Genomic DNA, 16,801 nt, shown 5'->3' with positions numbered 1-16,801 from the left:
ATGGTGAGTCAGAGACTAATCCGAGCTCACCATTCGTAATTGTTGTTTAAGCTTCGCCATGAAAGGGAGCAACGGACGCTCCTTTAACTAATGAAACATAGACTCGTTCGTGCTCAATTGGTTCACCAGACAGCATCTTGAGCAACTGCTCTGAAGCGAGTGCCCCCCACTTCCGCATAGAATAATCGATAGTTGCTAGTCTAGGCTGAACAAATTGTGACAGCTCAATATTATCGAATCCGATAAGATGAATATGCTCGCCTATTACGAGATCAGTATGATTGTGAATATAGCCGTAGAAGCCAATTGCCATCTCATCGTTGAGACAGAATACCGCGGAAGGTTGTTCATATTCGGCTGCGATGATTTTTGCAGCTTGTTCGCCAGATGATTTACTGAAGTCACCCTTTACTTCATGGAATGATAGATGTGGCGAACGCTCGATCACTTGTTTAACAGCGCGTAAACGCTGGCCAGCATCGTACGAGCCTTCGGGGCCAGTTACGACATAAATGTTGGCATGTCCTTGTTCAATTAGGTACTCCATAGCAAGTGTTCCACCTGCTTTATTATCGAGAAGTACTTGGTTAATATGTGGATGTTGTATTTCACGATCTAAAACAACTGCCTTATGACCTTGGTTCATATATTGAATGAGTTCTTCATCGGTGAACGTGACATCGAGAATAATTGCCCCATCGATCATTCTCTCAGCAATTAACCTGCGTGATTGAGGCCCACTGCATACGAGCAAATCATAGCCTCTAGCGTTAAGGAAGTCTTTAATGCCTTGTAATAGATCACCGTAGAAGCTGCCATTGAAATCGGTAAGAAAAATACCAATCATGTTTGATTTTTTGGTTTTGAGTAATCGAGCAGCAGCATGGGGAACGTAATTTAATTGCTGGGCGATTTCTAATATTTTGGCTGTCGTTTCTTTCGTTACCTTATCGCTGCCATTAAGTGCACATGAAACGGTCGAAATAGAGACGCCGGCTTGCTTTGCAATATCTTTAATACTAACCAAAGACCTCGCCCCTCTACAATATTTGGTGAAACGTTTAGATTTTAACTATAACCGAACTGGAAACGGCATTCAACCCCTCTATATAGCACTATAATACTCGTTATATTCCATTTGACAGCAATAGAAAGGGACAATTATAATTCAATTATAGACTAATCGAAACGTTTCGATTAAGTTGTGAATGACAACAAGAGAGGTTGTGCTAATGATGTCAAAACAAAACGAACAGACTCCAAACGTAGCTAGTAACAAAGTGAATTTAGATGAATTAATTAAACAAATGACACTTGATGAAAAAGTGGCTCAGCTTATACAACTGGCGGTACCTTTCTATGAAGGTGCGCACGGTGACGGACTAATTACAGGACCGATGGATTCCCTTGGCATTAAAGAAGAAACGGTTCATAATTCTGGTTCGGTACTAGGTATAGCTGGAGCGGAAGAAGTTATTAATGTACAGCGCACACATCTTAATTACAATCGTCACGGCATACCTCTTTTGATGATGGCGGATATTGTGCATGGTTTCAAAACGATATTCCCAGTTCCATTAGCAATTGGATGTTCTTGGGATATGGATCTTGCGGAGAAAAGCGCAGAAATTGCTGCCAAGGAAGCAGCTGTATCTGGTGTGCATGTAACTTTCGCACCGATGGTAGATCTAGTGCGTGATCCAAGATGGGGACGTGTTGTAGAATCAACCGGAGAAGACCCATATCTAAACGCTGAGTTTTCTAAAGCTTTCGTAAGAGGATTCCAAGGTAAAGATCTTGCAAATGATATGGACAGAGTAGCCGCTTGCGTGAAACACTTTGCAGCGTATGGTGCTGCTGAAGCTGGTCGTGACTATAACACAGTAGATCTTTCAGATCGTCAGATGCGTGAGTTTTATTTGCCAGCATATAAAGCAGCACTAGATGAGGGCTGTGAGATGGTGATGACATCCTTCAACACAGTAGATGGTATTCCTGCGACAGGCAACTCTAAGTTAATGAGAAAGTTGCTGCGGGAAGAATGGGGCTTTAACGGTATTCTCATTTCCGACTGGGGAGCAGTTAGAGAATTGATCGCTCACGGAATTGCTGCTGATGAATCTGAAGCAGCGCTTAAATCGATCAAAGCAGGCGTAGACATCGAAATGATGACGGCTTGTTATGTGAAGCATTTGTCCGAGCTAGTGGAGAATAAAGAAGTGGATGAAGCGCTTATCGACGAGGCGGTCCTACGCATTTTGCAATTAAAAGAGAAGCTTGGTTTATTCGAAAATCCTTATCGTGCTGCTGATCCAGTGCGAGAGAAAGAGATCGTATTCTGCGAGGAACATCGCGAAGTTGCACAAGATCTGGCTATAAAATCTTGTGTTCTGCTCAAAAATAATGATGTCTTGCCGCTTAAGCGTGATCATAAGATCGCACTAATTGGTCCGTTTGCAGCAAACAATGATGTACTTGGTCCTTGGTCTTGGACAGGCGCTAAGGAAGACGCAGTTACGCTTGCGACTGGAATGAACAATAAGTTAAGCGGACATGGACAACTGCTAGTAGCAGAAGGCTGTGGCATTGAGACTGGCACGAAAGAGCAATGGCAAGCTGCTCTTGAAGCAGCACAGGATGCAGATATTATTGTACTCGCATTAGGTGAGCATTCGGACATGAACGGTGAAGCAGCAAGCAGAGCTGATATTCGTCTGCCACATATTCAGCTTGAGTTGGTTCGTAAGCTTAAAGAGTTAGATAAACCAATGGTAGCTGTACTATTCAATGGACGTCCATTAGATCTGCATGGTGTGTACGAAGAAGCAGATGCGATCTTAGAAGCATGGTACCCGGGTTCACAAGCGGGCAGTGCAGTAGCTGAACTTTTGTTCGGTGATGCGAATCCAAGCGGAAGATTGGTCATGTCATTCCCATATAGCGTAGGTCAAGTACCTGTTTATTACAATGCTTACAACACAGGACGTCCACAAGGTGCTCCAGATGCTCAGGTTCGTTATGTATCTCAATTTTTAGATATCCCTAATGAACCGCTGTTGCCATTTGGATTCGGCCTTAGCTATTCTGATTTTGAATATAGTGCAGCACAATTATCATCAGATGTTATAACGGTAGAAGAGTCGATTAAAGTGACTGTTACGGTGACGAATAAAGGCAGCGTTGCTGGTGTGGAGACCGTTCAACTATACGTTAGAGATATGTCAGGTGAGGTTGTACGTCCAGTTAAAGAGCTAAAGGATTATCGTAAGGTGGCTCTTCAGCCTGGAGAAAGCAAGGAGATCGAATTTGTCCTTTCGGAGAACCAGTTGCGTTACTACCATTCTGATCTTACTCATGATAGCGATGCAGGAGCATTTGTTGCATTCGTAGGTCCGAACAGCAAGTCCAATACAGCACTTCCATTCCGATTAGAGAAATAGTGTTTAACGGAAAGTAAAAAGATAATTGTAAGCATCAAGTTTACATCTAAACAATACGAAGGGGCTGTCCCAAAGGACAGCCCCAATTGTGTCGCTATTTGCTTGTGTACAAGATGTTATTCCTTAACAGCACCTATAACAATACCTTTTACAAAGAAACGTTGTAGTAATGGGTACACGATCAGGATTGGAAGAGCACTTATAAAGATTTGCGATGCTCTAAGTGTTCGCTCTGACATGTTTTTGATTTGTAATAAATCAAAGCCAGTTTGACTGCCTTGTACGATTAATGTTTGCATGAAGCTGGCAAGCGGCAAGTTCTCTACGCCCTTCATGTAGATCAGTCCGTCGAAGTACGCATTCCAGTGTCCCACCATCGTAAACAATGCAATTGTTGCAATAGCTGGCATTGAGATTGGAATATAAATCGAGATGAAGGTTCTGAAATATCCTGCGCCGTCAATAAAGGTTGCTTCTTCTAGTTCCTTAGGTACAGAGCGGAAGAAATTCAATAGCAGAATTACATTATAAACAGCAACGAGTCCTGGCAAAATTAATGCGAAAATATTATTCAGAAGGCCAAGTTTTAGTATTAGAATGTAGCCTGGCACAAGACCAGCACTGAATAACATAGTAACGACAAAGTACCAGAGATACACGTTTCTACCATGGAATATACGGCTATCCTTGGACAAAGCGTATGCAGCCATTGCGTTAACTACAAGTGCCATTGCTGTACCTAGAATAGTACGCTTAAGTGAGACCATTAGTGATGTTGTAAAGTTATCATTTTCGAATGTACGAGCGTAAGCCTCAAGGGTGAAATCGATGGGCCACAACGTAACAAGTCCTGCGTTGGCTGCTGCGGTATCACTGAAGGAAACCATGAGCAAGTGGTAGAGCGGCATCAAACATAAAATTGAAACTATGCCAAGAAAAATATAGTTGAACACGCTAAATATGCGATATGGTACGGTTTTATGATACACAAGTGGTCACCCTTTCAAGTAAATAGTTCGATCGATTCGTATTAGAAAATACGATATCCAGCGTATTTACTAGCTAGACGGTATGAAACAATAATTAGGACTAGGCTGATTAGTGATTTGAACAAGCTGACAGCAGTTGCAAAGCTGAATTGTCCGCTAAGCATAGCTTCTCTGTAGACAAATGTATCAATGATATCACCTTGTTGATAGACCATTGGGCTATACAAGTTGAATACTTGGTCAAAGTTTGCGTTAAGTACGTTACCAAGTGCAAGCGTTGCAATAACAATTAGTATCGGAGTTAGCGAAGGGATCGTAATATGCAATGTTTGTTTGATTCTGCTTGCGCCATCAACCTCGGCAGCTTCATACAGGGCAGGATTAATTCCAGCGAGTGCGGCAAGGAATAAGATCGTATTAAAACCAAATTCTTTCCAAACATCACTGAAAATGATAGTAAGTCGGAACCAAGTACCATCTCCTAAGAAGAAAATAGGCTTAGTACCGAAGAGAGCAGTCAGTAGTTGATTGATAATACCGGTCTGGGCAAGCAGATCAATCAGAATTCCTCCTAGTGTAACCCATGACAGGAAGTGAGGCAGGTAAACGAGTGTCTGAATAGATCTTTTGTAAGCCATATTCCGAACTTCGTTTAACAATAGTGCAAAGATAAATGGAATAAATAAATTCAAAACAATTTTGGAACAAGCAAAAATAACGGTATTCAGCGTAATTTTTAAGAAGTAATCATTTTCGAACATGTACCGGAAATGCTTTAAACCTACGAATGGAGAGCCTGTAATTCCAAGTGCAGCCGTATAATCCTGGAAGGCCATAACGATACCGCCCATAGGTATATAGGAAAAAATGAAAACGGATATTACAGCTGGAAGCACCATTAAATGAAGTATCCAAGGTATTCTGTAACCTGTTCTCTTCTTCGTTTTCCGTGAGGCTTTGAGATTGGGATGTGTTGAAGTTAGCTGGTCCATTATTCTCTCCCTTTCTAAAAATTTCATTTGTATATAAGGCGAAGCCCTGCTATATATAATACCAACACGTATGATCATCGAACTATAAGACTTTATTAGGATCGATAGGGTTTTGTTATGGAATTTTCGGGGGGAAGATAAATGATGGTTGGAAGAGGGATAGGCATGATTAGAAGAAAGTTAGGTTTTAAAATGAGCTTGTTTGCGAAAATAAATTGGCTGATTATCATCCTTTTTATTCCGGTAATCATCTTTTTCACATACTCAAACAAAGCTTCATTAGCAGTTATTGATAAAGAGCTTCAAGCATCGAATTTGAAACAGTTGACCTATTTTTCGAGCCAAATGGAAGCGCGGATTAATCAAACGATGGATTTTGTCGTTACCTTCTCAAGAGATCCGAACGTACGTAAATTTAATGGATTGAACATATGGGATGATCGTTATGATCGGATGCAGACAAAATTTGTTATTCAAGAAAAGATGATGCTCCAATCAGGGGTTATGAATATTTGGCCAGTAGAATTCACGGTATATTCACAACTGAACAAAGAGGCTATCTCGAATGCTGATAGAATGGTGCAGTATGAAGAGCAATATTTGAAAAGAAATGTTACCGGTAGATGGTCTTATGGTGATGGGGAAGCAGTCACTCCAGAAAAGCCGGCGGCATTCCATTGGTTTTATACCGATTCTTTCGGAGAACAAGATGCTCTTATAGGCAGTAATTTAGTCGTACAAGCTAGCTTTTATCATGAAAATATTCAAAATATGCTAGATGCGTATAAAACAGGCGGTCAAGGTGATCCATTGCTCTATCACAATGGAAATTCGCCGATCTTAAATCGAAGTGCTAGTGAGGATTTGTCGAGTGAACTTGTTCGTTATTTAGATGGGATAGAACTTGAAGATACGATGCAGGAAGTTGTAGAACTGGAGAATAAACGATACTTGATCAGTTCTGTGAAATCGTTTTCGTTAGGATGGCATTTAGTAGATATTGTCCCTCTCGATCAAATATTGGACCCGTTATCGAAGAATCGTAATTTATTTTATTTGGCGATGGGCTTGCTCTTTGTTGTTGGGCTTTCCGCTTCGGTGTTGCTCTATCGGAATGTTCAACGCCCAATTCGCAAGTTAATCCTTGGTTTGCAAAGTGTACAAAAGGGCGACTTCTCGGTGCGAATAGAATCGAATGTAAATAATGAGTTTGCATTTTTATTTTATCGGTTTAATGATATGTCACAGCAAATTCAAGAGTTAATTGATAATGTATTAAACGAGAAGCTTAGAGTAAGGGAAGCGACTTTAAAACAATTGCAAGCTCAAATCAATCCGCATTTTTTGTACAATTGTATCGGATATATGATCAATATGGCAGAAATGAAGGATGAAGAGGCAGTCGTTTCAATGGGGCACAATCTAAGTGCTTATTATCGGTACATGACGCGATTAGAGCGGCCAACAGCTTTCATGAGTGAGGAAGTTGGCTTAATCGTTAATTACTTGGACATTCAGAAACTTCGTAACGTTAGAATTCATTATCACATAGATATTCCAGCGGAAATGATGAAACAGCAAGTACCGCGATTAATGCTTCAGCCAATTGTAGAAAACGCAGTTATTCATGGAGTTGGAAAGACGTTTTCGTCAGGTGAAATTCGAATTACCGGTCAAATAGAAGAGGGTTTCTGCAAACTTTCTGTAGAGGATGACGGACCAGGAATGACAGAAGAACAGTTAGAGATGCTGAACGCTAGTATGAGTCAACCACTTCGGGAAGATATGGGGTACGGCTTCTGGAATACGAACCAACGTATTATTCATTTGTTCGGAGGAAAATCGAATCTTACTTTTACTAAATCGGAAATTGGAGGAGTTCGGGCCACAATCGTGTGGGAGCTCAATGCTGGCGATGTACAGCATCATCCATCCCAATAAGAAGGAGCAAAATTACATGCAAATGATCATCGTTGATGACGAAGCCCATTGGGTAGATAACCTATCTACGACTAAACCATGGCATACACTAGGAATTGAACAAGTTCATCGAGCATATTCCGCACAAGAGGCACTGCAGTTAATTGAAATTCATCCAATTGACATAGTCATTTCCGACATTCTTATGCCAGAGATGACAGGACTTGAGCTGATGGAAGAAATCCGCAATCGTGACAAAAAGATAAAATGTATTATCCTTTCAGGATATTCGGACTTTGAATATACGAAGGAAGCTCTTCGGAACCAAGCGGTTGACTACTTGTTAAAACCACCTACTGATCAGGAACTGCTCGGTGCAGTGAAATCAGCGATTAAGCAACTAGAGGCTGAGTGGGGGAACGTGAGCTCTTACGAAAGAATTGAAACGATTCTTAGAGAAAGCTTGCCTCAATTACGCAGTCAATTGTTGTTAAATGCGTTGCGGGGAGAACAACTGTCAGCTCATGAATGGGATAAAAAGCTTGAAAGTTATAACCTTCCACTTCATTTTGGTGAATGTGCGTTGTTGCTTGTTCGAATAGAAGAGGAATATGGACTGTTTCGAAGTAACGGGCAGCATTTAATGGAATTCGCTATTATGAATATTGCTGAGGAGATCTTTGGCGAATTTGCATATGTATGGAGCGCGAAAGAAGAACACGGTTATCTCGCATTTCTGTTGCAGTTCAAGGAGGAGCTTCCAAGCGCTGCTAAAGAATTGAAAGTTGAAAAAGCAGCTATACAGCTCCAAGCGAAAGTAAAGCAATACTTGAAGGGATCACTGTCCGTAGTAATGACGGAGCCATTCGATTTTCCGAGTAAACTTTCCCACCAATACCGTCATGCACTTGCTTGTTTCAGGCAAATCGTTGGAGACGAACGAGAATTTGTTATGCGGGCAGACGACCATGACCGGCAAGTATCGCAAGGGGTTTTGGACGTAATCCATGCTCCCCCTAGTTTAAAAAACTTGCTGGAGGCCGGACGATGGGATTCGGTGGACGAGAAGTTGACTCAAGTATTTGCTGAACTGGATCAGAAGTGGTCCGATTCTTGGGAACATTGCTTGGAAGCGGGGTATTTGATTGCATCCACCTTCACTCATTACTCCCATCGCAACGGACATTCGCTTGAAAGTCTTCTTGGCAGAGATATTGAATTATTGCAAAACGGAGAAGTTTTCTCTTCAATCGGTAAACTTCGGAGTTGGACATTTGACACAATGGGCAAGCTGAAGGAAAAAGCTTCTAGTGAAGTGAAGGATATTCGTTCGTTATATGTGAAGAAAATTCAGAAGTTTGTAGAGCTTAACTTACATCTCGACGTATCGCTTCGTGCACTAGCTGACCATGTAAACCTTCACCCAACCCATCTGTCCAAGCTGTACAAGATTGAAACGGGAGAAGGGGTAAGTGATTTCGTCTCGCGTCTTCGAATGGAGACGGCATGTCACAAGCTAAAAACAACGGATAAAAAGGTGTATGAGATTAGTGCGGATATCGGTTATTTGGACCCAGCATATTTCATCAAAGTATTTAAGCGACAATTCGGAACTACACCGCAAGAATATAGGGAAGGAAATTAACAACCTAACATAGTCCTATGGAAACTGAAAATATCATATAGATGGCCTCCTATACCCATTGGTAAAGTAATACTAGAACATAACTTACACAGCAGGGGGAAATCAAAATGAGTAAATTCAAGAAGTTATTGTTGCCTCTAATTGCCATTATGCTCATCGTATCGGCTTGCAGTAAAGACGATAACAAAGGAAACTCGGGCGCTGAGAATCCTGGCACAACTGCAACAACGAAATCCGAAGGTGATATTGCGTTCGAGAAGGGCAAGTACGACCCTCCAATTGAAATTAGTACCGTTATTATGCCTAAGGAATATACAAAGGGCGAATCAAAGGAAAACAATGTTCATGACCGTTGGATGCTTGAAACGCTAGGTCTAAAATATAAAAACACGTGGTATCCAGCAGGTGCTGATCAATACAAGCAGCAGCTTCAACTAGCACTTACTTCTGGTGAGAAGTTGCCAGACTTCGTATTTGTACCTACTGATCCAGTATTGACGAATCAACTTATTGATTCGAAGCAGTTCCTTCCAGTTGAAGAACTGTTCGAAAAGTATGCAAGTCCAATTTGGAAAGAGCATGCTGCCAATAACCCTGAGCTATGGTACCCGTTCACTAAGGACGGAAAGAAGTGGAACTTGCCGATTTTGGAATATACGGACAATGACAACACACTTCTATGGCTTCGTGAAGACTGGATGACAAAACTTAAGCTTGAAGCACCAAAAACAATTGCAGATCTAGAAGTTATTATGGATAAGTTCAAAAATGAAAATCCTGATGGCTTAGCTGCAAAAGATGTTTATCCATTAGCTATTTCAATGAAAAACAATACAAACACTTGGATGGGCGGACTTGACTGGTTGTTCGGAGCTTATGGCTCAGTTCAAGAGCAATGGAATAAAGATGCAAACGGTAATCTAGAATACGGCTCAGTTAATCCAGGAGCGAAGCAAGCACTTGCTAAGATGCGTGAATGGATGGATAAAGGTTATGTACATCCTGACTCCGCACTATGGGATGAAGGTAAATCAGCTGAAATTTGGACAAGTGGAAAAGCGGGCATCTTGCCTGGCGCTAACTGGGTTCCAGACTGGCCAGCTCCAGATTTGATGAAAAACGTTCAAGGTTCCGAATATAAAGCTTACCCAGTTCCTGCAGGTCCAGATGGCCATGTTGGTACGAAATGGCAAAACTCAGGTGTTAACAGTAGCTTTATGATTAATAAAGATGCAAAAAATCCTGAGGCGTTCTTCCTTTACTATAACTATCTTCTAGAAAATCTTGCTAATCCAGTAGCAGGCGGCAACTTCGAATATGGTTTCGCTAAAGGTTATGACTGGGATATTATTGATGGTAAACCTACAAATGAAAAAGAAAAAATCGATGGTTTCTTCGACAAATTCCCATACATTACAGGACCAGCTCGTATTCCTAACCTTTACATGAGTACTCTAGTGAAGCTAGCGAACGGCGAGAAAGCTGAGACTCCTTATGAGAAGCAACAAGAACTATTCCGCAAACCAGAAAACTGGTATGCTGCAAAAGTTGTAATGTCACAAGCTGACGTTCGTAAACAAAACTACTTTACTGGTGCAGCAACTCCTGCAATGATTGAAAAGTGGAACTTGCTTCGTCAATCTGAGCTAGAAACATTCAATAAAATCGTTTACGGTAAATTGCCTGTAGATGCATTCGATGATTTCGTTACTAGCTGGAAAGCAAACGGCGGCGAACAAGTAACGAAGGAAGTTAATGAATGGTTCCAATCTGTTAATACGAAATAAGACATTTTTAATCAAGCTCCGTCACTAATTAATAGTGACGGAGTTTTTACGTTCCCAATGTTACTCGATTAACGAAATTGTAATGAAATTTTTACCTGAAAAATTAAAGAGTATATCTGTTCATTTTTTGTCACTTTGTGTCGATTAATGTAGAGTGAAGTCGATTATAAGGAGCGGGGCAAATGCGGTTTTTCCGAAAGTTACAATTATCAGCTAAATTAATTTGTTTTTTACTGATCGCTCTGGTTGTTGTATTTGGTGTCTATGGCATGGTGAACTTAAGCACTTTGAAAAAAGTGAGCATCGAGAAGGCGGAAATAGAAGCAAGTAGTGCTGGTAAAGCTTATTCTCAACTTATTACGTCCGCTATGCATGGTTATGAATCTACACTAACGACGTTATCTCAATCTTTAATCAGTTTGAGTGAGGTAGCGGACCGCGATGATGCGGAAAAGCTATTGAAAAATATATTAGAGATAAACCCAACTATACATGGTGTATATACACTTTGGGAGCCTAATGCGTTTGATGGAAAAGATGTAGAAGTTGCCTCAAGTAAACAAGAAGGAATTGACCCATCCGGGCGATTTAACGTTTATTTTGTACGTGATGAAGGTGCGATTAAGCGAGAAATATTAGCAGATTATATGCAAGAAGGAGTAGGAGATTATTATTCAGTTACGAAGAAAACGAAGAAATTGCAATACATAGATCCTATCATTTATGAGATATCTGGTAAGAAAGTACTTATTAGTACGATTGTGAAGCCGATTCTAGATGATAAAGGTGAAGTATTAGCCATCGTGGGAATAGATCTATCAATGAGCGGATTGCAGGAGGCAGCTGCTGGGTTCAAACCTCTTGGCGGTTATGTATCTTTGGTGACCGGGGATGGCTTATATATAGCAAATCCAAATGATTCAACTTCCATTGGTAGGCACTTTGGCGATAATCCAGGTAAGGTTAAATTGTGGGATAGCCTAATGAATGGGAAGGCATCATCGGGTTATACAATAAACTCTAAAAATAAAGAAGTTTTGAGGTCTTTTGAAACGCTCGATCTTCCTGGCTCTGATCAAGTGTGGCTTACACAAACAGCAGTTGAGAAGGAACAAATTTTTGCAAACTTTGAGCGCAGTAGGGTCATATCAATGGTGATGACAGTAGGTGCGATGCTGCTGTTAGGTGTAATCGTATTTATTATGGTAAAAGTAATGATCGTAAGTCCGATTCGATCTCTGATGGGCAAGATGAAAGAAATGGCAGAAGGGGATTTAAGGGGACAGCTTGTTGTCCGTACGCAAGATGAAATTGGTCAGATGGAAGAAGCCTTTAACACAATGTCTCAAAAATTAAGAGATATGTTTAGACAAGTATCCGATCTCGCAATGTCTGTAGGTGCAACCTCGCAAGAACTAACGGCAGGGGCAGCCGAGACAAGCAGAGCTTCCGAAACAATTGCAGAATCGATTCAAGCTGTAGCGGAAGGTGCGCAAACACAAAGTCGTACATCTGAGGATACATCACGTGCCATACTCGAGATGGCTGAAGGTGTAATGCGAATATCAGAATCGAGCGGTGAGGTTACAGCATCCATAGAGGAAGTAGCAGACCAAACAAGACGCGGAAATGAGCGAATTCAGCTGGCAGTAGAGAAGATGGGCTCCATCCAGCAAACTGCTACACATACAGAAGAAGCGTTACGTCAGCTTGCAGGCAAAACGGATGAGATTAGCAGTGCTATTCAATTGATTACGGATATTAGTGTGCAGACCAACTTACTTGCATTAAATGCAGCAATTGAAGCGTCGAGAGCAGGCGAGCACGGTAGAGGGTTTGCGGTGGTTGCCGGTGAAGTTAGGAAGCTCGCTGAGGGTGCTAAGTCTGCATCGAGTAAAATTGCAATGATTTTACGTGAAGTTCAAGCTGAGACAAGACAAGTCGAAGCTTCAATGCAGGAAAGTGTGCGAGAGATCAAAGTTGGTGTTGATGCTGTGCATGTAAGTGGTGTTCTCTTCACAACAATTCTGCAAGAAGTGGTACGCGTGAATGATCAACTTCAAGAGGTCTCAGCAGCTTCGGAGCAGATGACAGCAGGTACAGAACAAATATCTGCGACTGTTAATTATCAATCTGAGCTTGCAGATAAGGCTTCAGCCGAAGCACAAAGCGTAGCCGCAGCAGCTGAACAGCAGCTCGCTTCCATGGAACAAGTTAGTGCAGCATCTGCTTCACTCAGTGATATGGTGCAGGAATTGCTCGATAATCTGTCCAAATTTAAAATATAATTGGTTCCTATTTAAAAGAAATGTAAAAAACACCTCCAATGCTGCCTCCATATTTTACAATATGGTTGCAATCTTTGGGGGTGTTTTCATATGTGTCACAGGCTATGGCGCCAGTCCCAGAATGTGAACGTGGTGCATTTATTATTGAAAGTTAGGTGTCTTAATAAATAGCATACACTTTTACTAAAAATGAAGACGTAGCACCAGATGGATTGGCAATATAAAGTGATCTTGCCGATATGACGGTCGAAGTATTTCCACTAATCACATCATTTAATTCCGTAGGATCTGTACCCGCAGACACATCCCGTTTGACATCAAATGTGATGTCATACTCGTCTACTCCTCCGCCTTCTACTTCCCATCGTAATCTTTTTGTACCCGGAGGAAGAACCTCTGTACTAAAATTTCCGCTCGAACGATGTTTCTGACCACTTAATGGAGCTTTCTCAGATCTGATACTTGTTACTAATTCTTGTGGCATGGCGTTCCCTCCAAATTTTCTATATATTTACTTACATTCCCATTCATATTGTAGAAGTTCATCCTATAGAACTTAATTTTAAATCGGCGCTATCCTTTACTGGTGGAATTGGACGGTTTTTGTTTTTATGGATCTTGACGGTCAAATTGGATGATGTTACTATTTAATAGACCGACGGTCGGTCTATATACATGGAGGTGCTGGTTTGAGAATTATAAAAAAGCATGACGAACGAAAAAATGAAATTTTAGATGTTGCAGAGGTGCTATTTGGTACAAAAGGATACTCGAAAACAACGATAAATAACATTTTACAGATGGTTGGTATTGCTAAGGGTACGTTTTATTACTACTTTCAATCGAAAGAAGAAGTAATGGATGCCATCGTGATGAGGTTTATCGAAGGGGGGGTATTAGCTGCCAAAGCTATCATATCCCGTTCGGATCTAACAGCCCATGAGAAGATGTTCCAAATTCTAATGGCGCAAAAACCCGACAGTGAACGGAAGGAACAAATGATCGAACAACTGCACCAAGCGAATAACGCTGAAATGCATCAGAAAAGCCTTGTAGAAACGATTCTACAATTGACACCAATTTTAACCGAAGTGATTGAACAAGGTATTGAGGAGGGAGCTTTCACCACTGACTACCCTGAGGAAACGATACAGTTTCTACTTGTCTCTTCACAATTTTTGTTTGATGAAGGAATATTTCAATGGGAGCCTCACGAGTTAATGAGAAAAGCTGAAGCATTCACTTCTATTATGGAAAAGTCGCTAGGAGCAGCACCAGGCAGTTTTAGCTATATTCTAGGTGTTATTAGCAAAAATGATAGTATCACATGAACGGGAACTAACATGGGGTTAAAAAAATAGAGGGACGAAAGGAGTACTCTGACAAGATGTTGATCAAAATGCTTCGTAAAGATTTTCGCAGAAATAAAAGTTTAACGATTACTCTATTTCTACTTGTATCTCTTTCGGCGTTGTTAGTTGCCAGTGGCTCTAATTTGATCACAGAATTATTTCATTCAATGAATGCTCAGCTTACGAAATCAAAAGCGCCACACTTTGTCCAAATGCATGCTGGAGAAATTGATCAGGCTGCAATTGACCGTTTTACTGCAAATAACAAGCTTGTGAAACAACAACAGACGGTAGAGATGCTGAACATTGACGGATTAAACCTCTATTTAGCTGATGCAGCGAATCCAGAGAGCACGAGTGTAATGGACCATTGTTTTGTGACCCAAAATGAGAAGATGGACATATTGCTAGATATGGAAAATAAGAAGCTACAGATTAATAAGGGAGAAATTGCAGTTCCAATCTACTATATGCAACACAAAAATATGAAAATCGGCGATAAAGTCACTATCCGAGATGGGACATTTGAAATGGCGTTTACTGTTGTTGATTTTGTCCGAGATATTCAAATGAACCCATCCATCATTCATTCCAAACGGTTTGTGATAAGTGATTCGGATTGGCAAGGGTTAAAAAGTAATGTTGGCGAGATCGAATATTTGATCGAATATGAGTTGCTTGATACGAGTAAACTGACCCAGTTTAGAAATAACTATCAAGCATCCAATTTACCAAAGCTTGGCCCAACTCTTGACCATCAGTTGTTCAAAATGATTAACGCAATTACAGATGGTATTTTGGCTGCAGTGGTGTTGTTAGTCAGCTTTTTGTTAAGTCTTATCGCTATCTTTAGTTTAAGGTTTACGATTCTTGCTGCCATAGAAGAAGATTACAGAGAGATTGCGGTGATGAAGGCAATTGGGATTGGGCATCGAGATATAAAAAAAATGTATTTGTTAAAATATGTAGTTATCGCAGCAATGGCATCTCTAGTTGGTTATGGTGTTTCTTTAGTAGTAAACGGACTATTTACAGCAAATATTGAACTATATTTTGGCAAGGCCGCGAAGGGATTATTATTACATGCGATACCGATTGTTGCAGTAGCACTTTTATTTATAATGGTTATGTTCTTTTGTATGCGAACGCTCAACATGTTCAAGCATATATCCGCAGTAGAGGCGCTTAGATCGGGGAAGGTTGGACTTGTACGAAAGAAGAAGAGATTGTTAACATTACCGTTGCATAAGAGTAAACGATTGAATGTGCCTGTCTTTTTAGGACTAAAAGATGTCGTCGATCGGTTTAAAATGTATCGATTACTGTTGTTCGTGTTTATTATAGGATCATTCATCATTCTTGTGCCGCTTCATTTATTAAATACGTTGCAATCCTCTGGCTTCAACACTTATATAGGTATTGAGCGAAGTGATATACGAATTGATTTGCAGTATTCAGATAATATCGTAAGTGAATTTAAGCGTTTGTCTGCTCATTTAAAAGAAGACAGGGATGTAGAACAGTTTTCGTTACTGCAGACCAGTTCGCTCAAAACTGTAAATGAGGATGGTATTTTAGAAAATATATCGGTTGAATCAGGTGACTTTTCTATTTTCCCATTGGAGTATGTAAAAGGTGCAGCACCGATTCGAGAAAATGAGATCGCAATATCCTATCTAAACGGTAATGAGATGAACAAAGAGGTCGGAGATGTTATTCGTTTAGTTGTGAATGGACAAGAACTAGGAATGACAGTTAGCGGTATATATCAAGATGTCACTAATGGCGGTCGTACAGCACAGGCAGTATTGCCATTCCAGCCTGAAACCGTACTTCGATTCGAAGCTATTATTGATGTAAAACCACATGTAGCAGTACAGGAGAAAACCAATGAATACGGGCAAGCTTTCCATACTGCGAGAGTTACCGATCTAAAAGGGTATTTAGGCCAAACATTAGGCAATACGATTGAAATGCTGAAACTTGTGGCAACCGTTTCCATCATCATAGCGGTACTTGTATCTATTCTTATTACTTCATTGTTTCTGCGTATGATTGTAGCGAAAGATTCGGCTCAGATTGCAATAATGAAAAGTATAGGATTTTCCTTGCAATCGATTCGGATGCAATATGTTACAAAATCTTTAGCAGTACTAGGAATAGGTATCATTGTGGGATCAATTATTTCTAATACATGGGGTCAAAGTGTAGCAGGGGCTTTATTTTCGTTTATGGGTGCTTCCAAAATTGAGTTCGCAATCGATCCACTACAAGCTTACGTCATTTGTCCACTTGTTCTGATGATTGCCGTAACCGCTGCGGCATATGTAAGTATGAAATCGATGAATAAAACAAGTATAGCGGAGCTAAATGCTGAATAAAGGAGTG

At 40.6% G+C, this 16,801-nt stretch carries 11 protein-coding genes; 7 read left to right on the top strand and 4 right to left on the bottom strand.

Annotated features, from left to right (window positions below; translation table 11 throughout):
- Nucleotides 1–46 precede the first annotated feature (46 nt).
- Nucleotides 47–1,027 carry a LacI family DNA-binding transcriptional regulator gene (locus MFF31_RS22260; RefSeq protein WP_238191143.1) on the bottom strand — a complete coding sequence of 327 codons (981 nt, stop codon included), beginning with the start codon at nucleotides 1,025–1,027 and terminating at the stop codon, nucleotides 47–49.
- Between the two features lie 205 nt (nucleotides 1,028–1,232).
- On the opposite strand from MFF31_RS22260, the gene MFF31_RS22255 reads away from it, so the two are divergent.
- Nucleotides 1,233–3,440, top strand: coding sequence for a glycoside hydrolase family 3 N-terminal domain-containing protein (locus MFF31_RS22255; protein ID WP_375541346.1), 2,208 nt, complete (start codon nucleotides 1,233–1,235; stop codon nucleotides 3,438–3,440).
- 116 nt (nucleotides 3,441–3,556) lie between these two features.
- Here MFF31_RS22255 and MFF31_RS22250 read toward each other — a convergent pair whose 3' ends face one another.
- Both MFF31_RS22250 and MFF31_RS22245 read right to left on the bottom strand, forming a co-directional pair.
- Nucleotides 3,557–4,429 carry a carbohydrate ABC transporter permease gene (locus tag MFF31_RS22250; RefSeq protein ID WP_238191141.1) on the bottom strand — a complete coding sequence of 291 codons (873 nt, stop codon included), beginning with the start codon at nucleotides 4,427–4,429 and terminating at the stop codon, nucleotides 3,557–3,559.
- Between the two features lie 41 nt (nucleotides 4,430–4,470).
- Nucleotides 4,471–5,328: an ABC transporter permease gene (locus MFF31_RS22245; RefSeq protein WP_238192197.1), complete on the bottom strand. Its 858-nt coding sequence runs from the start codon at nucleotides 5,326–5,328 to the stop codon at nucleotides 4,471–4,473.
- Between the two features lie 234 nt (nucleotides 5,329–5,562).
- Here MFF31_RS22245 and MFF31_RS22240 point away from each other — a divergent pair, with 234 nt between their 5' ends.
- The 4 genes from MFF31_RS22240 (at nucleotide 5,563) to MFF31_RS22225 (ending at nucleotide 13,061) form a co-directional block, all read left to right on the top strand.
- Nucleotides 5,563–7,362 (top strand): sensor histidine kinase, encoded by a 1,800-nt coding sequence (locus MFF31_RS22240; protein WP_238191139.1) that lies wholly within the window; start codon nucleotides 5,563–5,565, stop codon nucleotides 7,360–7,362.
- 16 nt (nucleotides 7,363–7,378) lie between these two features.
- Nucleotides 7,379–8,986, top strand: coding sequence for a response regulator transcription factor (locus MFF31_RS22235; protein WP_238191137.1), 1,608 nt, complete (start codon nucleotides 7,379–7,381; stop codon nucleotides 8,984–8,986).
- A 107-nt stretch (nucleotides 8,987–9,093) separates the two neighbouring features.
- Nucleotides 9,094–10,773, top strand: a complete 1,680-nt coding sequence (locus tag MFF31_RS22230; protein ID WP_238191135.1) for a type 2 periplasmic-binding domain-containing protein — start codon at nucleotides 9,094–9,096, stop codon at nucleotides 10,771–10,773.
- A gap of 182 nt (nucleotides 10,774–10,955) precedes the next feature.
- Nucleotides 10,956–13,061, top strand: a complete 2,106-nt coding sequence (locus tag MFF31_RS22225) for a methyl-accepting chemotaxis protein (RefSeq protein ID WP_238191133.1) — start codon at nucleotides 10,956–10,958, stop codon at nucleotides 13,059–13,061.
- A 160-nt stretch (nucleotides 13,062–13,221) separates the two neighbouring features.
- On the opposite strand, the gene MFF31_RS22220 is transcribed toward MFF31_RS22225, so the two are convergent.
- A complete protein-coding gene (locus MFF31_RS22220; protein WP_238191131.1) occupies nucleotides 13,222–13,545 on the bottom strand; it encodes a DeoR family transcriptional regulator in 324 nt (107 codons plus the stop codon).
- Between the two features lie 205 nt (nucleotides 13,546–13,750).
- Between MFF31_RS22220 and MFF31_RS22215 the strand changes: the two genes are divergently transcribed.
- Together MFF31_RS22215 and MFF31_RS22210 are read left to right on the top strand one after the other, a co-directional pair.
- The gene (locus MFF31_RS22215) at nucleotides 13,751–14,392 is read left to right on the top strand and encodes a TetR/AcrR family transcriptional regulator (RefSeq protein WP_238191129.1); all 642 of its coding nucleotides are present in this window, start codon (nucleotides 13,751–13,753) and stop codon (nucleotides 14,390–14,392) included.
- A gap of 56 nt (nucleotides 14,393–14,448) precedes the next feature.
- Nucleotides 14,449–16,794, top strand: a complete 2,346-nt coding sequence (locus tag MFF31_RS22210; RefSeq protein WP_238191127.1) for an FtsX-like permease family protein — start codon at nucleotides 14,449–14,451, stop codon at nucleotides 16,792–16,794.
- Nucleotides 16,795–16,801 lie beyond the last annotated feature (7 nt).

This window comes from Paenibacillus sp. L3-i20 (genome assembly GCF_022180385.2).
Classification (GTDB): Bacteria; Bacillota; Bacilli; order Paenibacillales; family Paenibacillaceae; genus Pristimantibacillus.
The sequence above is the reverse complement of the archived record's forward strand: the minus strand, read 5'-3'. Positions and strand labels throughout refer to the sequence as shown.